The sequence below is a fragment of the Ensifer sp. VA4 genome, assembly GCF_055710065.1.
Map to the genome: position 1 here is coordinate 13,078 of NZ_JBVQPO010000010.1, position 20,653 is coordinate 33,730.

The window sequence follows — 20,653 nt, forward strand, 5'->3', positions numbered from 1 at the left end:
TAATCCTCAGCCTTTGACCGCGCCGGCCGTGAGGCCCTGGACGAGATAACGTTGAATGAGCAGGAAGAAGAGGCAGGCGGGGATGAGCGCAAGCACACCGGCGGCCATCATCTGCCCGAAGTCGACAGAGAACTTCGACACGAACGACAATAGTCCGACGGGGAAGGTCGCCTGGTCGTTGCCGGAGATCAGCATCAGCGAGAACAGGAGCTCGCTCCAGGCGGCGGTGAAGACGAAGCCGAGCGTCGCGGCGATGCCTGGCAGCGTCAGCGGCAGGATGATCTGGCGGAAGGCGACGAACTGCGTCGCGCCGTCGATCATCGCCGCCTCTTCCAGATCCTTCGGAATGCCGTCGAAGAAGGACTGCATCAGGAAGGTGGCGAAGGGCACGTTGAAGGCGGTGTAGACGATGACGAGGCCGGTCAGGCTGTTGGTGAGGCCGAGCGGCGACAGGATCTTGAAGATCGGCGCCACCAGCATCACCAGCGGGAACATCTGCGTCAGAAGCATCAGCGCCACCAGCCAGTACTTGCCGCGGAAGTTGAAGCGCGACAGGGCATAGCCGGAGAGCGAGGCGAGGATGGTGACGATGACGGCCGTCGAGCCGGAGACGATCAGGCTGTTCCTGAAGAACACCGGAAAGGCGCTGTGGCGCAGCACGAAATCGAAATGTTCGAGGCTGGCGTGCGACGGCCAGAGCCTGATGCCTTCGGAATAGAGCAGGTCGTTCGGGGTGACTGCGACCTTCAGCAGCCAATAGAGCGGGAAGAGCGCGAAGGCGATATAGGCGAGGATTGCCAGCCGGTGCGCGATCGTGAGGAAGAGAGGTTTGGCGCGCATTGGTCTCAATCCTTGCTCAAGAGCCACTGCCGCAGGATGACGATCAGCATCGAATAGGCGAGCAGCAGTGCCAGAAGCACCAGCGCGATCGCCGAGGCGTAGCCGAAATCCAGCCGCTTGAAGGCCTGGGTGAAGATATAGCTGGCGACAATCTGGGTGCGGTCGGCCGGTCCGCCATTGGTCATGACGATGATCAGGTCGGCGAAATTGGAGATCCACACCGTGCGCAGCAGAATGGTGATGGCGATCGTCGGCGCAAGGAAGGGAAGCGTGATCGAAAGGAACCGCTGCACCGGGCCGGCGCCATCGATGCTCGCGGCCTCATAGAGATCGCGGGGGATAGCCTGGAGGGCGGCAAGAAGCGTGATCGCGAAGAAGGGAATGCCCCACCAGACATTGGCGACGATCGGGCCCCACATGGCAAGCTGGGGATCGGAGAGAATGTTGCTCGGCCCGCTCATGATGCCGAGGCCGAAGAGCCAGTGCGGCAGCGGACCGACGACCGGATTGAACAGCCAGGCCCAGTTGAGGCCGGCGAGGAAGCTCGGCACCGCCCAGGGCAGGAAGACGAGGGCCTGTGCCAGGCCGCGGCCATAGAAGGGCTTGTCGAGCAGCAGCGCCAGAATCAGGCCGAAGACGAATTGAAGGAGAACCGAGGCGCCTGTCCACCAGAGCGTGTTGCGCAGCGCCCGGTAGAAGGCCTGGTCCTCGGAGAGTGCCCGGAAATGATCGAGGCCGACATAGGCACCGGAGAACGGGTTCAGGAGCTGGATGTCGCGAAAGGCGTAGGAGACGCCGAGCACCAGCGGCACCAGCATGACCGTGACGATCAGGATCAGCGCCGGCGCGCTATAGAGATAGGGCGCGGCGCCGTCGGCGATGCGCTTCATCAACGGCGTCCTGCTTTTGGGCAGGCCGCTTTGGCGGGCGACATAGTCCATCGATCGAATTTTCCCCTGTGCGGCCGCCGGTTTTTCGGGCGTGCCTATTTTCACGAATGAAAGGCCGGCGGCGGCAAGCCGCCGCCGGCCGAAGGCTTATTTCTTGCTGGCCAGGAACTTCTGCTGTGCCTTGGTCAGGTAGTCCGCCCACTGGTTGGCAAGTTCCTCCGGCGTGATGTCGCCGAGCAGAGCTTCCTGGGTGGTCTTGATGGCGAGCGAATCCTTGAAGAAGGCGAATTCTTCGAGGTAGGTCGGCATGACCGTCAGCACGACGTCCTTGTCGGCGAGCTCGTCGAACCAGCCCTTGAACTGCGGGCTTGCATAGAAGGGGTCCTTCTCGGCCGACTTGTGCACCGGCAGCGCGCCGGTGCGCTTGTTCCACTCGATGTTGCCTTCCGGTCCTTCGAGCGTCTCGATCAGCTTCCAGGAGAGGTCCTTGTTCTGGCTGGCGGAGAGCATCGACCAGCCGGCGAAGCCGATGGTGGTGAAAGCTTTGCCGCTCGGGCCCTTCGGCATGGTGGTGACGCCGAAATCGTCGGGCTTCATGCGCTCGGCAATGGCGATCAGCGCGTCCGGATCCTGGTCGAGGAAGGCGCAGGTGCCGCTGTAGAAACCGGCGACAATTTCGTTGAAGCCCCAGTTGACGCTGTCCTTTGGAGCCAAACCCTTCTTGTAGAGGTCGATAACCCAGGTCAGGCCCTTGACCCAGCCTTCGCTGTTCATGGTCGAGGTGCCGTCCTCGTTAAAGAATTTGTTGCTGCCGGCCATGGTGGCGCCGAACATCACCCAGCCATTGAGGCCGCCCGGACCGCCGCGCAGGCAGTAGCCGGATTTGCCCGGAAGCTTGGAGACGGCCTCGGACGCCTTGACGAAATCGTCCATGGTCTTCGGCGGCTCGCTGACGCCGGCTTCCGACAAGAGCTTCTTGTTGTAGAACATCGCCCGCAGATAGAAGCCGTAGGGCAGCATATAGGCGGTGTCGTTGACGTCGCGGCCGAGTTCGAGCGCGCGTTCGGTGAGGCCGCCGGTGTGTTCCCACTTGGCGAGGTAGGGCTCGAGGCTTTCGAGCATGCCGTTATTGGCGTAGAGCGACAGCCAGGTGTCGGGCATTTCCATCACGTCGGGCAGCTCGCCGGCGGAGACCATGGTGGCGAACTTCTGGAAGGCTTCGCCCCAGGGCAGCGAGATGATCTCGACCGTCGTGCCGGGGTTGGCCGCCTCGAACTTGGCAACGATCGACTTCAGCGTCTCGGTGCGCTCGGGGCTGGTGATGACCTCGACGAGTTTCAGCTTGGTGTCGGCGAGCGCGCTTCCGGCCATCAAGGTGGCAAGAAGCGTGGCGGTAATCAGTTTCTTCATTTTGTTCCCTCTTTTCTTCGTTGGTTTTGGTCAAAGTGGGGAGAGCGGGATCTGCATCCCGCTCCTGTCAGCCAGTCGAAGCGAAAGCGAGTGCCGCTTCGAGATCGCTCCAGAGGGCCTCCGTTCCCTCCAGGCCGACATGGAGCCGTACCGACCGCGGCGAGATGCCGAAGGCGGCCGCGGAATTGGGCTGGGCTTTCTGCGACAGCACGACTTCGCCCGGCACGATGAGGCTTTCATGTCCGCCCCAGGAAACGCCGAGCTTGAAGAGTTCGAGATGGTCCGCGAAACGCCTGACGTCGACGCCCTCGCGGAAGATGAAGGAGAACAGGCCCGAGGTGCCGGAAAGGCCCGGTGGCAAGGTGTTGCCGAGGCCGGGATGGCAGACCGTTTCGACCAGCGGATGGGCCTGCAGCCGCCGCGCCACGGTCAGCGCCGAGCGCTCATGCGACTTCATGCGGATCGGCAGCGTGCGCAGGCCGCGGATCAAGAGCCAAGCGTCGAAGGGCGAGAGCTTGCCGCCGAGATAGGGATAGGCCTCGGAGCGGATGCGGCCGATCAGTTCCTTCGATCCGGCGACGACACCGGCGACGACGTCCGAGTGGCCACTGAGATATTTGGACGCCGAATGGATGACGAGGTCGACGCCGAGCGAGATCGGCTGCTGGAAGATCGGACTTGCCCAACTGTTGTCGATCGCTGTGATGATGCCCTGGTCCTTGGCGAGGCGGGTAAGTGCGGCGACGTCATGGGTGTCCATCACCCAGCTCGTCGGGCTCTCCATGTAGAAGAGCTTGGCGCCGGGCAGGGCCTTCGCGACCGCTTCCTCGTCGCGGCCGTCGACATAGGTCACCTCGATCTTCATGCGCTTCAGATGCGTGCCGAACAGGCGGAAGGCATCGGGATAGACGTGGTTGACGGCGACGATGCGGTCGCCCGGCTCGACGAAGGAAAGCACGGTCGAGGAGATCGCCGACATGCCGCTGGCAAAACCGATCGCGTCCTCGCCGCCTTCGAGTTTCGCCAGCATCTCCTCGAACATGCGTACTGTCGGGTTGAGGCCGCGGGTATAGATCGGCCGCACGCGCTCACCCCGGTAGGAGGCGACCATGTCGTCGTAATCCTTGAAGGTGAAGAGCGAGGTCTGCACGATCGGCGGCACGACGGCATCGAAGGCGTGGCCTTCGTCATGCGCGACGATCAGCGAGGCGTGGTCGAACGGATCGAGGCCGTTGGTCATTTGGACATTTCCTTGATGTCTTCCTCGACGATCGCGAGGATTTTCAGCGTTTCTTCGCGCGCGGTGTCGGGATCCTGAGCCGCGATCGCGTTGAAGAGGGTGCGGTGGAAGGGGAAGGAGCGGCGGGCGAAGTCCGACCGGTCGAACGGTTCTTCCCAGAAGCGCTCGAAGGCCTCGCGCATCTGCTCGAGAAGCTGGCGGAAGAGCGGATTGTGGGTGGCATCATAGATCGCCAGGTGAAAGGCGAGGTCTTCCGGACCCGAGGTGCCCTTGGCGATATGCACCCGCTCCATCTCGTTGAGCTTCGTTTCGATGATCTTCAAGTCTTCGTCGGTGCGTCGGCGGGCGGCGACCATGTTCGCCTCGACCTCGATGCCGCGGCGGACCTCGAGCGTCATCAAGAGCACGTCGCGCAGATGCGCGGCGTCGAGCGTGAGCGGCATGTGGACGGTGGCGCCGGAGATCGTGCGCAGGAGATAGGTGCCGCTGCCCTTGCGCGCCTCGACGACGCCGAGCGCCTGGAAGTGGCGGATGACTTCGCGGATGGTGGAGCGGCCGACGGCCAGAGCCGTCATCAGCTCCCGTTCTGCCGGCAGGCGTTCGCCGGGTTTCAGGCCCGATTGTTCGATGTAGTCAGCCAACGCAGCAATGACCTGCTGGGCCCGGTCGGCCGGGGGCAGGGGCATCAGCGCCGCTCTTGCCGGTTCACTCATTCGGCTTCCTCCCAGAGGCCAAATTGGTCTGACATCCGAGCACTATGATCACGGCGGCGGAGGTCGTCAAGGGGGAACTGATAGACGCGCAGGTGTTGACCGCGCCCGCTCCCGGCGTAGACATGGAGGTAAGGAGCTTTTGGTGATGATGAAATCGGAATGTTGGTTCGTGATTGCAGCCGTGGTCGGCGCGTTCTTCATCGTGGTGACGGCCGCGGGCGAGGCCAAAGCGCAGATGCGCACCAGAAAGGGCGAGTATTACGAGGGAATCCAGCGCAAGCCCTATGGCCATTACTGGATCTGGCCGCCGGTCGAGCAGCGGGAGCCAGTCTATGGTCCTCGCCGCGGCAAGGAGGGTGCCGGAAGCGCGATGCCGAAGCCGCGCAAGCGACCGACCCAGTAGCCAGGCCGGCAGGGGAATAGGGCAAAGAAGAGCGGCGCCCGAAGGCGCCGCGAATTTCGTCAGCTCATTCCGTGTTCCGAAAAGTCGCGATTCCGACGGAAAACCGTTTCACACTTTTCCTGGAAGAGCCTTAGACCTTGGCGACGTGCACGTCGCGGGAGAGCGAGGAAAGAACCTCCGGCCCGTCTTCGCGCAGGATGACGATATCCTCGAGGCGGATGCCGAAGCGGCCGGGCAGGTAGATGCCGGGCTCGATCGAGAACACCATGCCCTCTTCCAGCACGGTTTCCGAGGTTGCGGTGATGTAGGGCGGCTCATGGCCGTCGATGCCCATGCCGTGACCGGTGCGGTGCACGAAGTATTCGCCATAGCCCGCATCGCTGATCACCTTGCGGGCGGCGGCATCCACGTCCTTGGCGAGCACGCCGGGGCGCGCGGCTTTCATTGCCGCCTGCACGGCCTTTTCGACGATGGTGTGGATCTGGCCGTACCCCTCGGGCGCGCGGCCGACGATCGCCATGCGGGTGATGTCGCTCGGGAAGCCCTGCTTGCGGCCGCCGATATCGATCACGACGGCATCGCCTTCCTCGATCACCCGCTCGCTTGCCGAGTGATGCGGGAAAGCGCCGTTGCCGCCGGCGCCGACGATCCAGAAGGCCGGTGCCGCGCCTTCGGAGGAGAAATGCCCGCGGATTTCGGCTGCCAGTTCCTTCTCGGTCATGCCGGGACGGATCTTCGAAAACGCCGCCTGCATGGCGCGGTCGGCGATGCCGGCGTTCATCTTCAGGAGTTCGTATTCGGTTTTGTCCTTGCGCATGCGAAGGCTGCCAAGCGTTGCCGGCGTGAACTCGCGGGCGGTATCTTCCGGCAGGGCATCGATCAGCAGCAGCGCGAAATCGGCACGCATGGTTTCGTCGAGCACGACGCGGCCGGGCTTTTCGGCACCGATATCGGCGAGCGCCGCCGTCAGGGCAGCGGCCGGGCCCTCGTCATCGGCCCAGTTGTGGAAAGCGATGTCGGTGTGTTCGCGTGTGCCTTCGGCGTTGAGCGCCGGCATCAGGAAAGCCTCCCTTTCCGGGCCGATCAACAGCAGGCAGGGCCGCTCGTCCGGATGCGGATGGTAGCCGATCAGCCAATCCATGTGCGATCCGGGCGCCAATGCGATGAGACCGACATCGTTTTCGGCCATCTTGCGGCGGAGCGCGGCAAAACGGGTCCTGGTGAGTTCCGTCATGGGGTTTCCTGTCTTGTTGGAGGCAATGGGATGCCGAACGTCATTCACGTCGCTGGCCGACGGACGGGTGGAGGACAGCGCCGACCGGTTCGGCGCGAAGTGTGTCTATGAGGAATGCTCGAGGCCGGTGCAGGTGTTGCCCCGGGATACGGATCTCTGGCTCTTCAAGCGGTCTCCTCCCCTCGAATGCACGCGCACAGGCTCGGAAAGCTGATCGCTTCCCGGCGCTATGCATTTGTATTTGCAAGACTTTGGTGCCGTGCTCCGGCATTGTCAATATAGAATTTTAGTCACACTAAAATTTGTGGATCTGCGGTGCCGGCGGCAGGTCAGGCGGCCAATCGCAGGAGACGCGCGACCGCCTGCTGGTCAAAGCCGCCGATGCCCTCCCTGATATCGGCAGCGATCGCATCGGCGACGGCCTCTTCGTCGCGCCGCCGAAGTGCCTCGATCGCTTCACGATGCCGGTCCACCACATAGAGTTCGGTGACGTGTTCCATGGCAATCCCGAGGATGGGGCCAAGCTGCAGCCAGACGCTTTCGATCAGCGGCATGGCGACCGGATCGGGGTTGGCCGTGTAGATCTTGCGGTGAAATGCCTGGTTGGCGATCAGTGCGGCCACCTTGTCGCCCCTGCGGATTTCCGTCTCGATACTGTCGTCGATTGCCGTGATGTTTTCGATCTGGCGCTCGGAAAGATGGGCGACGGCCCGGCGGGCCGCATGGCTTTCGAGCGCGATGCGCAGCGAGATCAACTCCTCGAACCGGGCGGGCGTAATGTGCGGCACGACGATGCGGCGGTTTTCCAGGAACTGCAGCGCGCCGATCGAGGTCAGCTGGCGCAGCGCCTCGCGCACGGGCGTCGGGCTGCTTTCGAGCGCTTCGGCAAGGCCGCGGATGGTGACAGAAGTGCCGGGCCGGAAGGCGCCAACCATGATCGCCTGGCGCAACCGGTTGAAGGCGTAGTCGTGCGTGGTCATGCCGTCGGGTCGCGCAAGTGGCGGCAAAACAAGGGGTTTCAAGTGCGCATGTCCTTCTGCCTGGTCCACGGTGGGAGCGGGATGCGAGCGGAGAGCCGCATACACTTGCCGGCGCCTCGCTCTACGTCACACGCCTGATAGCATTGCTCATGCTTGACTCCAACTCCTGAACTATGTCAACTTTCTGAAAATGTGATCACAAAAAGAGATTTGAGATATGTCGCTCGACGCGGAAGACCCCAGCGCATTCAAGGCATGGCTCGAGCAGAACGGGCCGATCGAGAGCATTCAAGCCGTCGTCTGCGACCTCAACGGCATCATGCGCGGCAAACGCGTTCCCGTGGAGCAGGCGGCGAAGGTCTTGGGCGGCGGCATCCGCATGCCGCTCTCGATCGTTGGCGTCGACGTCTGGGGTGAGGACATCATCAACAGCGAGCAGGTGTTTGCGAGCGGCGACCGCGACGGCATCTGCGGCGTCACCGGCCGCGGAGCGCTGCCGGTCAACTGGACCTCGCGGCCGAGCGCGCTGGTGCCGCTCTGGCTACAGCTCGAGGACGGCAAGCCGTTCCTTGCCGATCCGCGCCAGGCGCTGGCGGCGGTCGTGCGCGAATATCAGGAACTCGGCCTGCGCCCCGTCGTTGCGACCGAGCTGGAATTCTATCTGATCGATCCGGAGCCGGACAGCGCGGTGCCGCCGATCTCGCCCTATACCGGCAAGCGGCTCGATTCCGACGCGATCCTCTCGATCGACGAGCTCGACGATTTCGGTGAGTTCTTCTCCGACGTCTACAAGGAGTGCGCCCGGCAGAACGTACCGGCGGACGCAGCGATCGCCGAGAACGGCATCGGCCAGTTCGAGATCAACCTGTTGCACACCGACGATCCGCTGAAGGCGGCCGACGACGCCATTTTCTTCAAGCGCATCGTCAAGGGTGTGGCGCGCAAGCACGGGCTTGCCGCCACCTTCATGGCGAAACCTTACGGCACGCGTTCGGGCAACGGCATGCACATCCATTTCAGCCTGCTCGACGAGGAGGGCAACAACGTCTTCAACGACGGCAGCGACGAAGGTTCGCCGGTGCTGAAGCACGCCGTTGCCGGCCTCTTGCGCGGCATGGCAGAGACGACCCTGCTTTTTGCGCCGCATTTCAATTCCTATCGGCGGCTGAGGCCCGACACGCATGCGCCCACGGCCGTCTGCTGGGGATACGAGAACCGCACATCGGCGATCCGCATTCCCGGCGGCAACCCCAATGCGCGCCGTATCGAACATCGCGTCGCTGGCGCGGATGCCAATCCCTATCTCGTCATCGCCGCGATCCTCGGCGCCGCACTCGTCGGCATCCGCAACAAGTGGAAGCCGCCGGCGCCGGTTTCGGGTCGCGCCTATTCAGCGGAGAAACTGTCCAAAATTCCCGCCGATTGGGGGCAAGCGGTCGATACCTTCGAGGCAGGACCGATTGCCGCCGAGATCTTCGACCCCGTGCTGCGCTCGATGCTGATCGCCTGCAAGCGCCAGGAGATCGCCGGCTTTGCCGAGCAGGTCACGGATTACGAATTCAGCGCCTATCTGGAAATCGTCTGATGCTTACCAAACAGAAATCCTATGCCGGCGACGGCAGCTATCCGACCAGCTACTACGCCGCTTCCCGCAATATCATCCGCACACCGGTCCGGCTTAAGGGTCGCGTCGAGACCGACATCTGCGTCGTCGGTGCCGGTTATTCCGGCCTGTCGACGGCGATCCATCTTGCCGAGAAGGGCTACAAGGTCGTCGTCGTCGAGGGCGCGCAGGTCGGCTGGGGGGCGTCGGGCCGCAATGGCGGCCAGGTCGTCAACGGCCTCAACGCCAGCCTGTCGACCATCCAGCGCCGCTACGGCGAGGATGCGGCGCGATTCATCGGCGGGCTGGTGCAGGAGGGCGGCAAGATCATCCGCCGCCTCGTCAGCCAGTATCAGATCGACTGCGACCTGAAGCCGGGCAACATCTATGCCGCCTATACGCCTGCGCATATGAAGGAGCTCGAAGCCAAGCAGGCGCTCTGGCGCAAATACGGCATGGACGACCACCAGCTTCTCGACCGCGAAGCGCTCCGCAAGCTCGTCAAATCGGATGCCTATTGCGGCGGCATGCTCGATACGACCGGCGGCCACATGCATCCGCTCAATCTCGTGCTCGGCGAGGCGCGCGCATTCGAAAGCATCGGCGGGACCATCTATGAACAGTCGCCGGTGACGCGGGTCGACCACGAGGCGTCTCGGCCGACCGTCTACACTCAGAACGGCGAGGTTTCGGCGCGCATCGTCGTGCTTTGCGGCAATGCCTATCTCGGCGACGCGGTGCCGAAGCTCGTCTCGCGGGTTATGCCGGTCTCGACGCAGATAATCACGACGGCGCCGCTCGGCGAGGAACTGGCGCACGCGCTGATTCCGAGCGACATGTGCGTCGAGGACGTGCGTTACATCCTCGATTATTTCCGCCTCTCTGCCGACAAGCGGATGATCTTCGGCGGCGGCACCGTCTATGGCGGCACCGATCCGGCCGATGTGGTTGCGAAGCTCAAACCCAATCTCGAAAAGGTGTTCCCAGAGCTCAAGGGCGTGAAGATCGACTATGCCTGGAGCGGCAACTTCGCGCTCTCCTTCACCCGCGTGCCGCAGATGGGCCGGATCGGCTCCAATACCTACTTCGCCCACGGCTACAGTGGCCACGGCGTCACCGGTTCGCACCTTTTCGGCCGCACGCTCGCCGAGGCGATCGATGGCGACACCACGCGCTACGACGTCTTCGCGAAACTGCCCTGGTATCCATTCCCGGGCGGGCGGATGTTCCGCGCGCAATATTCGACGATCGGTTCCTGGTGGTACCAGTTCAAGGATGCGGTCGGATTGTAAGGCGAAAGACCGACGCCCCGCGAAGGAGTGGCTTGCCAGGAAGGCGCGCCCTTTGCGCGCGAGTCGGACAGTCGATTTCCCGCGGAGCGCAATTTCGCGTCGCCGGTCGTTGCGCTACTATCAAGCCTCTACTGCATGTTTCCTTAAATCGTCGCCGATTTAAGGAGAGAAACATGCAGCGATTCAAAGTGCTACAGCGACCTTTGCGCGTCTGAGAAGACGCGCGTCGCTGTAGGGCATCGGCCCGTCGGCTGGATGGGCCCGTTGCATCTTTGGCATGTGGCCAGTCCTTGGGAGTGACCGCATGCCAACGGATACCAAGGAGGGCCCGCATTCCCGCGGGCAAGGCAGGCGGGGAGCATTTGACTCCCGGTTGATCCTGGGAGGTCTCAGATGTTCGTGCGCTTTGGCTATGAGATCGGCATACGCTGTCCGCAACCGACTCCGATGATGACCTATCTTTCCGTAGTGCCCGAGCGGCGACGGACCCTTCGCCGCGAACATGGCCCGGTGTCTTCACCGCTGGTGAAGATGGAGCAGATCACTGATCCGCATGGCAACAATTGTCTGCGGATGACGGTGCCTGAAGGCGACTTCAAGCTGTCCTATGATGCAGTCATCGAGGACGATGGCAGGCTCGATGCCTCCGATCCGCTGGCCGAGGCGGTGCCGGTCGAAAATCTGCCGGCAGCGTGGCTGCCCTATCTCGCGGCGAGCCGCTATTGCGAAACGGACCGGCTTGGCGCGCTCGCCTGGCGGCTGTTTGGCGACGTGCCGCCGGGCTGGCAGCGCGTCCAGGCGATTTGCGACTATGTGCATGAGCGGCTCGTGTTCAGTTACGGCTATGCGCAGGCAATGCGAACGGCGCTCGAAGCCCATGAGGATCGCCTTGGCGTCAGCCGCGACTATGCGCATCTGGCGATAACCTTCTGCCGCTGCATGAACATGCCGGCGCGCTATGTGAACGGCTACATGGCCGATATCCCGGAGAGCGACAATCCGGCGCCGATGGACTTCAACGCCTGGTTCGAGGTCTTTCTCAGTGACCGGTGGCATACGTTCGACGCCAAGAACAACCAGCGGCGGGCGGGGCGCATTGCGGTGGCCCGCGGGCGCGACGCGGCGGATATTCCGCTGATCCAGACTTTCGGCAAGCATGAGCTGACGGCCTTCACCGTCTGGACCTGCGTCGAGACGGACAGCGCGCTGACGCGCTCGCATCGTGCCTCCGACGTTTCGCTGTTGACCCCGTGGTTCAGCGAGACCTGGTCGAAACATCTGCAGGAGCGCAAGCGCAACCGGCATTGAAGGCGCCGGTGTCGAACCGATTTTTTTACGGTTTGCGCCAATTGCGGAAAATAATATCTACAAACTCAATGGAGAATATAGGAGAACAAGACAGTCGATGGGCGCTGGCCCGCGCATGAACGGAGAGACGCGATGAACGCTGCTAAACCGATGGTCCAGTCCCGATACACGCTTTATGCAACCGCACCTCAGCGCCGGCCGCTTGTCCACCTAGTTCCGCACGCGATCGCCATCCTTGCCGCCTTTTCCTTTGTCAGCGCCATTGTCTTTGGCGCCATCTGATCTCCCGCCGTTATCAGCCGAGCCGCGACAGATGCTCGTGCACGGCAATCCATTCGCCTGAAGATTCCCGTTGGAACACGATCGTTTCCCGCTCGTCGGCGGTCGCGGGCTTGCCATTGAACTCCAGCTCGGTGTCGACGCGGTGCGTGAAGACTGCGACATTGCCGATCACCTGGACATGCCGCTCGCTCGACCGGCAGGCGCGCACGCGAAAACCATCCCGCTTCTCCCAAAGCGACCATTCCGCCTCGTATTCCGCCCGGCTCAAGAGTGGCCGGTTGAGTGTGTGGAAGATGAAGGTGGCGTTGGGCGCGAAGGCTGAGAAATAGGCGACACGGTCGTGCTGCGCAAAGGCGGCAACCAGCCCGTCGGCGGCGGCGAGCACCGACTGTTCGAGATCTTGCATCCGATTCCCTTTGTTTTTCCGCGGAGCGAGGTTCGCTCCGGTTCGTGTTCTCGTGAGGCGAGCGGGCTCAGCGTGCGGCGATCAGCGTCGCCAGCGGCCGGTTCTGACGGGAAACGCGCGCCTTCAGGTCGTCGAGCGACATCGTCTCGCGCTTGGCGAACTCAGTGAACATCATGTTGAGATTGTTGAAGAACATCTCGCCGACCGCTTCGACATCGACATCAATGGCGACGACTCCTTTGGCCTTCAGCTTGAGGATGAGGGTCGAGATCTGTTCGCAGAGCCGGCGATCGAGTTCGGTGTAGCGTTTGCTGAACGGGCTTTCCGGCTGCTGGATGGCGATCGCCATGGCCGTGCGCCACATCTCCTTGCTGAGATAATAGAGCGAGTGGTCGTAATATTCGCCGATCAGCGCATCGAGCGCGCCCATGACGGAGGCGGGCGGATTGTCGACGATCGAGCGACCCGCGGCAAGCACTTCCTCGACTTCCATCGACACGGTGGCGAGCAGGATGTCGCCCTTGTTTTCATAGTAGTTGTAGAAGGTTCCGACCGAGATCTCGGCGCGCTCGGCAATGTCCTCGATGCGCGCGCTGTCATAGCCGACCTCGCGAAAAAGCGCGGCGGCGGCGTCGAGAATACGCCGGTTCCGATCGGCCTTTTGCCGTGCGCGCAGTCCCGTCATCTGATGTTTCCCCGAATTATGAATTGGTTCAAAATTGAGATTGACTTAAAAAATGAATTCATTCAATCTTTTTTTGAAGACGCCGGAACGAGCGTCAAAACAAGAGGGCAACAGCATGATGCAGTCAGTTCGTGACGGTGCGCGCCTGCGCCGTTTTTTCTCCTCCACGGCGGCCATCGCCATCGCCGCGCTGTCGACGGCCGCAGCGCCCGCGCCGGCTTTTGCCCAGGAAGAGCTCAACGCGCTCGTCTGGTGCGACCACACCGATCCGGTACTGCTGGAACCATTCGAGAAGGCCAACGACGTCAAGGTGAACGTCAAGGTCTATGAGGGCACCGGGGCGGGGCTCTCGATCCTCGACCAATCGCAGCCGGGCGACTGGGATGTGCTCGTCATCGATGGCGTCGACGTTCATCGTGCTATCGACCTCGACCTGCTCGCCGAAATGCCGGCAGATGCGCTGCCGACCGCCGACATCTTCCCGGAAGTGCGCATGGAGGCGAACAACACCAAGGACGGCAAGATCTACGCCGTCACCGAGAAGTTCGGCTACAACACGATTTCCTACGACAAGACCAAGGTCGACCCGAAGGACATGCAGGACCTGTCGATCATCTGGTCGGACAAGTACAAGGGCCGCATCGCGCTCTATGATTATTACCTGCCGATGATCGGTCTCGTCGGTCTCGGGCTCGGCAAGAAGACCGCCGAACTCAGCGAAGCGGACATGCCGGCGATCAAGGAAAAGCTGGCGGCGATGCGCGCCGTGTCGAAGCAGGTGAGCGACGTCGTCTCCTCGCAGACGGCGCTTGCGACCGGCGAGGTCGATATTCTCGTCGGCGGCGGCGAGTGGATCACCGCCGTTCTCTCCGCCGACAAGCCGAGCCTCGACTGGACCATTCCCGAACAGGGCGCGGTACGCTGGGCGCAGTCGATCGGCGTGATGAAGGATTCGACCAAGCAGGACCTGGCGCTGAAATTCGTGCAGTACATCCTGAGCCCCGAGGGCCAGGCACGGCTTGCCACCTCTTCCTGCTACTGGGCGATGCCGGCCAATGCCAGGGCGGGCGAGCACCTCACCGACCAGCAGAAGGCGGCGCTGCGCTTCGACCAGCAGGCGGAATATCTGAAGAAGACGCAGCTTTACCCGATCCCGTCGGCCGAACTCGACCAGCAGTTCCAGGATGCCTGGACCGAAATGCTGCAGCAGTAATCATGGATGCGGGCGCGATTAACGCCGCGCCCGCCTGATCTTCGTTGTGAGCCGCTGCGGCGGCGCGGGGGCAAATCATGCCCGCAACCCTTGAGCCCGGGATAGCCATGGCAGACGCCGGAACCTTGAGATCAGCGACAGCGCTCGAAGACGCGGACCGACGCAAGGCCTGGGGCTTCGTCGCGCCGGCGCTTTTGTGGACCTTGGCCTTCTTCGTCGTGCCTTTTGCCTTCATGGCTGCCATGAGCCTCTGGAAGCGGGAAGGGCGGGATCTCGTCCGCATCTGGAACTTCGACAACTACGTGCGTTTCTTCTCCGAGAACGCGTTGTTCCAAGGGCTCGTCAATTCGCTCGAAATCACCGTGATCGTCACCGTGATTTCGGTGCTGCTCGCCTATCCGCTGGCCTGGATCATCGCCGAACGCGTGCCGAAGCGGCTGCAGCGCCTGGCACTGATCCTGGCGATCCTGCCGTTCTGGACCTCCTATGTGGTGCGCTCCTATTCCTGGCTGCTGGTCTTGTCGAAGAACGGCGTCATTAACCAGATGTTCATGAGCATCGGGCTGATTTCCGAGCCGCTGGAGCTGGCCAGTACCCGCACGGCGACGGTTATCGGTTTCGTGCATTTCTTCGTCATGCTCTTGACGCTGACGATCTATTCCAACCTGATCCAGCTATCGCCGAACTACCGCCGCGCGGCCGCCGATCTCGGCGCCAATGCCTTCCAGACCTTCTGGCACGTGGTGCTGCCGCTGACGCTCCCCGGCATCATGACCGGCGCCTTCCTCACCTTCGTGCTCTGCATTGGCGACTACGTCACGCCACAGATCCTCGGCGGCAACAACGAGCTGGTGCTGCCGCAGATCATCATGCTGCAGCTCGGGCGCCGGGCGGATTTCCCGATGGCTGCCGCATTGTCGATAGTGCTGATGCTGGCCGTCACCTTCGCCTACGTGGCCTGCGCCCGCTGGCTGAAGATCGAGAGGGCCTGACGATGCTGCGCCGGATCTTCGCAAACGTTCTCTCCTGGACCTACCTCGTCCTCGTCTACGCCTTCATCTTCCTGCCGGTCGCCGTGCTGGTGCTCTTCTCCTTCCAGGATGGCCGCCTGCCGGTGCCGCCGTTCAACGGCTTTTCGCTGCAGTGGTACGGGGCGGTCTTCGCCGACCGCAAGCTGATGGCGGCGCTCGGCAATTCGCTTGCCGTGGCGCTCGTCTCCTCCGTCATTTCGGTGCTGCTCGGCTTTCTCGCCGCCTATGCGCTGGCGCGCTACAAGCTGCCGGGCTCGGCGCTGCAGCGGGGACTGCTGATCGCGCCGATGACGGTCAGCTACCTGATCATTGCGCTCGGCCTGCTGTCGCTCATGAACGCGCTCCATATCCCGCTGTCGCTGATGACGGTCGGCATCGGCCATGTAGTGATCAACCTGCCGCTCTGCTTTGCCATCATCTATGCTTCGATGGGCGATCATCACATCAATATCGAGCGGGCGGCGCGCGACCTCGGCGCCAGCGATTTCAAGGTGATGGCGCTGGTGACCGCGCCGATGCTGATGCCGTCGATCCTCGCCGCCTTCTTCCTCTCCGTCACCTTCAGCTGGGACGAGTTCATCATCGCCTTCCTGCTGTCGCGCTTCGACGTGACTCTGCCGGTTGAGATCTGGAGCATGCTACGCTCCGGCCTCAACCCCAAGACCAATGCCATCGGCTCGCTGGTGTTTCTAGCCTCGGTGGCCGTGCTGCTCATCCTCGAGCTTTCCCTGTTCGGAAGGACGAAAAAGTCATGACCGCTCCCGTCTCGATCGAAACCGTCAGCAAGATCTTCGGTGCCTTCACGGCCCTCGACGCGGTCTCGCTCGATATCCGCGCCGGCGAATTCATCGTGCTGCTCGGACCTTCCGGCTGCGGCAAGACCACGTTGCTCTCGATCCTCGGCGGCTTCCTGTCGCCGACTTCCGGTCGCGTAACGATCGGCGGGCAGGACATGACCTACGTTGTTCCGTCGAAGCGCCCGACGACGACGATGTTCCAGGACTATGCGCTGTTTCCGCATATGCGCCTCGTCGACAATGTCGGCTTCGGGCTCAGGATGCGCGGCCTTGCCAGGGCCGAGCGTGACGAGAAGGCGCTCGGTTTCCTCGATCTCGTCGGGCTGAAGGCGTCCGCCGGCAAGAGGCCGCACGAGCTTTCCGGCGGTCAGCGCCAGCGCGTGGCGCTTGCCCGCGCGCTTGCCGTCGATCCCGACGTGCTGCTTCTCGACGAGCCGCTCGGCGCGCTGGACCTGAAACTCCGCCGCCAGATGCAGGACGAGTTGAAGGCGATCCAGAAGCGCGTCGGCACGACCTTCGTGCACGTCACTCACGACCAGGAAGAGGCGATGGCGATCGCCGACCGCATTGTGGTGATGAACCAGGGGCGGATCGAGGATTTCGGTCCGCCGTCGCAGATCTACATGCGGCCGCGCTCGCTGTTTTCGGCGGGATTCATGGGCGAGGTCAATTTCGTTTCGGGGCGCGTCGCGGCGGCGGATGCGAGTTCCGCCAAGGTCGAAACCGCGCTCGGCAGCCTGGCGCTTCCGGCTGATAATTTCACTGCATCCGCGCCGAAGGCCGGCGACCGCATCACGCTCACCATCCGTCCGGAGCATTTCCGCGCTGACGATCGGGCGGAAGGGCCGACCGTGACGCTCGGCGAAGCGCGCGTTGCGGGCAGCGCCTTCTTCGGCACGCATTATCGCTGCCATCTGCAGCCATGCGCCACGGATACCCGAGCCCTGGTCGCTCATCTGCCGCAATCGGCAAGCGTGCGCGAGGGTGAGATCGTGCCGCTTGCCGTGCGCGCCGCCGACGTCGTAGCCTTGCCCGCCACAGGACATGCGTAGCGCGATGCGGAGAATTGCCCCTCAGGACTGGTACCGGGTGAGACGGCTCGACGACGATGTCACCGCCATCGACGAGCCCTATATCCAGGAATTCTATCGCTGCAACATCTGGCATGTGCGCGGCCGCGACCGCGACATGCTCGTCGATAGCGGCATGGGCGTCGTGTCGCTCAGAGAATGGGTGCCGCTCGTCACCGAGCGTGCCCTGACCGCCGTCGCCAGTCACACCCATTTCGATCACATCGGCTGCCATCACGAATTCGACTGCCGCTGTGTGCATGCTGCCGAGGCGGATCTTCTGGCGCACCCGACGCGCAAGAATACGCTCGCCGATCCCTATGTCGCCGACGAGATCTTCGACGCGCTGCCGCCCGAACCCTATGCTTCCACCACCTATGCGGTAAAGGCGGCGCCGGCGACGCGGCTCTTGGAAGATGGCGACCACATCGATCTCGGCGACCGGGTCTTCGAGGTCATCCACACGCCCGGCCATTCGCCCGGCGGTATTGCGCTTTTCGAGGCGAAGACCGGTATCCTGTTCTCCGGCGATATCCTCTACGATGGGCCGCTGATCGAGGACACCTATCATTCCAATGCCGGCGACTATCTGGCGTCGATGGAACGCCTGCTTACGATCCCCGCACGTATCGTTCACGGCGGACATTTTCCGAGCTTTTCCGGCGAGCGCTACAGAGCGCTGATCCGCGACTGGCTTGCTGAAAAACAAAAGACAAACTGACGGGAAGGAGGAGCGAATGCTCGACAAACGCAAGTTCTACATCAACGGCGCCTGGGTGGACCCGGTCGTTGCCAACGACCTGGAGGTCTTGAACCCCGCGACTGAAAAGCCTGTTGCGGTGATCTCGATGGGCACCGCCGAGGATATCGATCGCGCGGTAGCCGCCGCCAAGAAGGCCTTTGCAGCCTATAGCCAAACAAGCGTCGAGGAGCGGCTGGCGCTGCTCGAAAAACTGCTCGCCGTCTACAAGCGCCGCTACGACGAGATGGTCGACACGATCACCATGGAACTCGGTGCGCCGAAGACTATGACCCGCGAGCAGCAGGCCGATGTCGGCGTCGGTCACCTCCAGGGCTTCATCGACGCGCTGAAGCGTCTGAAGACCCGCGACCGGCTGCCGAACGGCGACGTGATCCTGCGCGAGCCGATCGGTGTCTGCGGGCTGATCACACCCTGGAACTGGCCGATCAACCAGATCGCCCTGAAGGTGGTGCCGGCGCTGGCGACCGGCTCGACCTGCATCCTGAAGCCGAGCGAATTCACGCCGCTGAACGCCATGCTCTATGCGGAGATGGTGCATGAGGCGGGCTTCCCGGCCGGTGTCTTCAACCTCGTCAATGGCGACGGCATCCATGCCGGTGCCGCACTGTCGAAGCATCCCGACATCGACATGATGTCGTTCACCGGCTCGACCCGCGCCGGCATCGCCGTCAGCAAGGATGCGGCCGAGACCGTCAAGCGCGTGACGCTCGAGCTTGGCGGCAAGTCGCCGAACATCGTCTTTGCCGATGCCGATCTCGAAGATCGCGTCACCGGCAGCGTGCTGGAATGCTTCAACAATTCCGGCCAGTCCTGCGATGCCCCGACCCGCATGCTGGTGGAGCGCAGCGTCTACGACAAGGTGGTCGAGATCGCCAAGCGCGTCGGCAAAGAGGCGAAGGTGGGCGATCCGACCAAGGAAGGCAGCCATATCGGCCCGCTCGTCAGCCATATCCAGTTCGGCCGGGTGCAGGCGCTGATCGAGGCGGGTATCGCCGAAGGTGCGCGTCTTCTCGTCGGTGGTGCCGGCAAGCCCGAAGGCTTCGAGACCGGTTACTTCGTCAAGCCGACGATTTTTGCCGACGTCAACAACGACATGCGCATCGCTCGCGAAGAGGTTTTCGGTCCGGTGCTTGCGATCATTCCCTTCGACACCGAGGAGGAAGCGATCGCTATCGCCAACGACACGAACTACGGCCTCGCGGCCTATGTACAGACGGGCGATCCGAAGCGCGCCGAGCGCGTCGCTGCGCGCCTGCGCGCCGGCATGGTGCATATCAATGGCGGACCGCATCGCTACGGCAGCCCGTTCGGCGGCTACAAGCAGTCGGGCAATGGCCGCGAAGGCGGTATCTTCGGGCTCGAGGACTTCCTCGAAGTGAAGACCATCCACGTTCCGGACGCCGCCTGAGCAAGGCATAACGCCCCTTGAAAGACGGCCGTCGCAATCCGCGGCGGCCGTTTTTCTTTCAGGCCTCGACGCACAAGGACTGTCACCGCAAGCCGGCATCTGATAGCTCGTCGGCTTCCCGCCTCAGACGACGCTCCTTTCCGGATGCCTCCCGTGACCCACGCACATCATTCCTCCGCCCACAATCGCGTCGCCATGGCGGCCCTTCTCATCGGCGGCGCTGCGATCGGTGGCTCGCCAATCTTCGTGCGGCTGTCGGAGGTGGGGCCGCTGGCGACCGCCTTCTGGCGTGTGGCGCTGGCCTTGATTCCGCTGCTCGCCTGGACCTAGTTCCGTCCTGAGGGTGCTGGCGGGCGGCGACCGGAAAAGCTGTCGGAATATGCGCTCTTGATCCTGCCCGGCGTATTTCTCGCGATCGATCTCGGCGCCTGGCACTATGCGCTGACCAAGACATCCGTCGCCAACGCCACGCTTCTCGCCAATCTCGCGCCCGTTTTTGTGACGCTTGCGAGTTGGCTGCTGTTTCGCGCGCGGATCAGCGCCATTTTTGCGATCGGCCTCACAACGGCAGTCGCGGGCGTGGTGATCCTCAAGGGCGGGCCGATGGCGCTCGGCGAGGGTAATCTACTGGGCGACGGCATCGCCGTCGTCGCGGCCATGTTCTATGCCGGCTATATCCTGGCGATCGGCCGGCTGCGCAGCCTTTTCAGCACTGTGCGCATCATGATCTGGAGTACGGCCTCGGCGGCGATCTGCATGCTGCCGATGGCAGTGCTCTTCGAGCCGTCGCTTTTGCCGCCGACCGCCTTCGGCTGGGCGATGCTCTTCGGCCTCGCCTTCGTCAGCCATGCCGGCGGGCAGGTGGCGATCACCTATGCGCTCGCCTATTTGCCGCCCGCCTTTTCGTCGCTGACCCTGCTCTTGCAGCCGGTCGTGGCGGCGATCCTGGCCTGGATCCTGCTTGCCGAGCCGGTCGGGCTGATGCAGGCGATCGGCGGGGCGATCGTCCTTCTCGGCATCCTGATCGCGCGGCGAGGATAACGCCGCGCGCTTTCTTCAGAGCAATTCCAGAAAAAGTGTGAAAC

At 63.0% G+C, this 20,653-nt stretch carries 20 protein-coding genes and 1 pseudogene; 12 read left to right on the plus strand and 9 right to left on the minus strand.

Annotated elements, in window-relative coordinates; all coding sequences use genetic code 11:
• Positions 1-6 precede the first annotated feature (6 nt).
• The 5 genes from AC0C6X_RS18130 to AC0C6X_RS18150 form a co-directional block, all read right to left on the minus strand.
• On the minus strand, positions 7-840 hold the full coding sequence (locus AC0C6X_RS18130) for a carbohydrate ABC transporter permease (RefSeq protein ID WP_173517651.1): 834 nt from the start codon (positions 838-840) through the stop codon (positions 7-9).
• Between the two features lie 5 nt (positions 841-845).
• Positions 846-1,781, minus strand: coding sequence for a carbohydrate ABC transporter permease (locus AC0C6X_RS18135; RefSeq protein ID WP_173517650.1), 936 nt, complete (start codon positions 1,779-1,781; stop codon positions 846-848).
• Between the two features lie 96 nt (positions 1,782-1,877).
• Positions 1,878-3,140 carry an ABC transporter substrate-binding protein gene (locus tag AC0C6X_RS18140; RefSeq protein ID WP_247958683.1) on the minus strand — a complete coding sequence of 421 codons (1,263 nt, stop codon included), beginning with the start codon at positions 3,138-3,140 and terminating at the stop codon, positions 1,878-1,880.
• A gap of 67 nt (positions 3,141-3,207) precedes the next feature.
• Entirely contained in the window at positions 3,208-4,380 is a 1,173-nt protein-coding gene (locus AC0C6X_RS18145; protein WP_247958682.1) for a PLP-dependent transferase, read from the minus strand.
• The gene (locus AC0C6X_RS18150) at positions 4,377-5,093 is read right to left on the minus strand and encodes a FadR/GntR family transcriptional regulator (RefSeq protein WP_173517647.1); all 717 of its coding nucleotides are present in this window, start codon (positions 5,091-5,093) and stop codon (positions 4,377-4,379) included. The genes AC0C6X_RS18145 and AC0C6X_RS18150 overlap by 4 nt, the downstream gene beginning before the upstream one ends.
• A gap of 145 nt (positions 5,094-5,238) precedes the next feature.
• Here AC0C6X_RS18150 and AC0C6X_RS18155 point away from each other — a divergent pair, with 145 nt between their 5' ends.
• A complete protein-coding gene (locus AC0C6X_RS18155) occupies positions 5,239-5,496 on the plus strand; it encodes a hypothetical protein (protein ID WP_247958681.1) in 258 nt (85 codons plus the stop codon).
• 130 nt (positions 5,497-5,626) lie between these two features.
• On the opposite strand, the gene AC0C6X_RS18160 is transcribed toward AC0C6X_RS18155, so the two are convergent.
• Positions 5,627-6,730, minus strand: a complete 1,104-nt coding sequence (locus tag AC0C6X_RS18160; protein WP_472954481.1) for a M24 family metallopeptidase — start codon at positions 6,728-6,730, stop codon at positions 5,627-5,629.
• Positions 6,731-7,059: 329 nt separating this feature from the next.
• The gene (locus tag AC0C6X_RS18165) at positions 7,060-7,752 is read right to left on the minus strand and encodes a GntR family transcriptional regulator (RefSeq protein WP_173517644.1); all 693 of its coding nucleotides are present in this window, start codon (positions 7,750-7,752) and stop codon (positions 7,060-7,062) included.
• A 175-nt stretch (positions 7,753-7,927) separates the two neighbouring features.
• Between AC0C6X_RS18165 and AC0C6X_RS18170 the strand changes: the two genes are divergently transcribed.
• From AC0C6X_RS18170 to AC0C6X_RS18185, 4 genes are all read left to right on the plus strand, one after another.
• Positions 7,928-9,295, plus strand: coding sequence for a glutamine synthetase family protein (locus AC0C6X_RS18170; RefSeq protein ID WP_173517643.1), 1,368 nt, complete (start codon positions 7,928-7,930; stop codon positions 9,293-9,295).
• Entirely contained in the window at positions 9,292-10,605 is a 1,314-nt protein-coding gene (locus AC0C6X_RS18175; RefSeq protein WP_173518192.1) for an NAD(P)/FAD-dependent oxidoreductase, read from the plus strand. The genes AC0C6X_RS18170 and AC0C6X_RS18175 overlap by 4 nt, the downstream gene beginning before the upstream one ends.
• A 393-nt stretch (positions 10,606-10,998) precedes the next feature.
• Complete coding sequence (locus AC0C6X_RS18180; RefSeq protein WP_173517642.1) at positions 10,999-11,913, plus strand: transglutaminase-like domain-containing protein; 915 nt, start codon at positions 10,999-11,001, stop codon at positions 11,911-11,913.
• A gap of 132 nt (positions 11,914-12,045) precedes the next feature.
• Positions 12,046-12,195 (plus strand): hypothetical protein, encoded by a 150-nt coding sequence (locus AC0C6X_RS18185; RefSeq protein ID WP_173517641.1) that lies wholly within the window; start codon positions 12,046-12,048, stop codon positions 12,193-12,195.
• Between the two features lie 13 nt (positions 12,196-12,208).
• Here AC0C6X_RS18185 and AC0C6X_RS18190 read toward each other — a convergent pair whose 3' ends face one another.
• Together AC0C6X_RS18190 and AC0C6X_RS18195 are read right to left on the minus strand one after the other, a co-directional pair.
• On the minus strand, positions 12,209-12,601 hold the full coding sequence (locus AC0C6X_RS18190) for a YybH family protein (protein ID WP_173517640.1): 393 nt from the start codon (positions 12,599-12,601) through the stop codon (positions 12,209-12,211).
• 67 nt (positions 12,602-12,668) lie between these two features.
• Positions 12,669-13,286: a TetR/AcrR family transcriptional regulator gene (locus AC0C6X_RS18195; RefSeq protein ID WP_173517639.1), complete on the minus strand. Its 618-nt coding sequence runs from the start codon at positions 13,284-13,286 to the stop codon at positions 12,669-12,671.
• A 115-nt stretch (positions 13,287-13,401) separates the two neighbouring features.
• Here AC0C6X_RS18195 and AC0C6X_RS18200 point away from each other — a divergent pair, with 115 nt between their 5' ends.
• The 7 genes and pseudogenes from AC0C6X_RS18200 to AC0C6X_RS18230 all read left to right on the plus strand — a co-directional run bounded on the left by AC0C6X_RS18200 (position 13,402) and on the right by AC0C6X_RS18230 (position 20,609).
• Positions 13,402-14,499, plus strand: a complete 1,098-nt coding sequence (locus AC0C6X_RS18200) for an ABC transporter substrate-binding protein (RefSeq protein ID WP_247958679.1) — start codon at positions 13,402-13,404, stop codon at positions 14,497-14,499.
• A 77-nt stretch (positions 14,500-14,576) separates the two neighbouring features.
• Positions 14,577-15,491: an ABC transporter permease gene (locus AC0C6X_RS18205; protein ID WP_246304329.1), complete on the plus strand. Its 915-nt coding sequence runs from the start codon at positions 14,577-14,579 to the stop codon at positions 15,489-15,491.
• 2 nt (positions 15,492-15,493) lie between these two features.
• Positions 15,494-16,285: an ABC transporter permease gene (locus AC0C6X_RS18210; protein WP_247958678.1), complete on the plus strand. Its 792-nt coding sequence runs from the start codon at positions 15,494-15,496 to the stop codon at positions 16,283-16,285.
• Positions 16,282-17,379 carry an ABC transporter ATP-binding protein gene (locus AC0C6X_RS18215; RefSeq protein WP_173517636.1) on the plus strand — a complete coding sequence of 366 codons (1,098 nt, stop codon included), beginning with the start codon at positions 16,282-16,284 and terminating at the stop codon, positions 17,377-17,379. Before AC0C6X_RS18210 ends, AC0C6X_RS18215 begins: the two co-directional genes overlap by 4 nt.
• Before the next feature lie 4 nt (positions 17,380-17,383).
• Entirely contained in the window at positions 17,384-18,118 is a 735-nt protein-coding gene (locus tag AC0C6X_RS18220) for an MBL fold metallo-hydrolase (protein WP_173517635.1), read from the plus strand.
• A gap of 16 nt (positions 18,119-18,134) precedes the next feature.
• Positions 18,135-19,568 carry an aldehyde dehydrogenase family protein gene (locus tag AC0C6X_RS18225; RefSeq protein WP_247958677.1) on the plus strand — a complete coding sequence of 478 codons (1,434 nt, stop codon included), beginning with the start codon at positions 18,135-18,137 and terminating at the stop codon, positions 19,566-19,568.
• A 144-nt stretch (positions 19,569-19,712) separates the two neighbouring features.
• Positions 19,713-20,609 (plus strand): annotated as a pseudogene (locus AC0C6X_RS18230) (DMT family transporter).
• Positions 20,610-20,653: the final 44 nt, after the last annotated feature.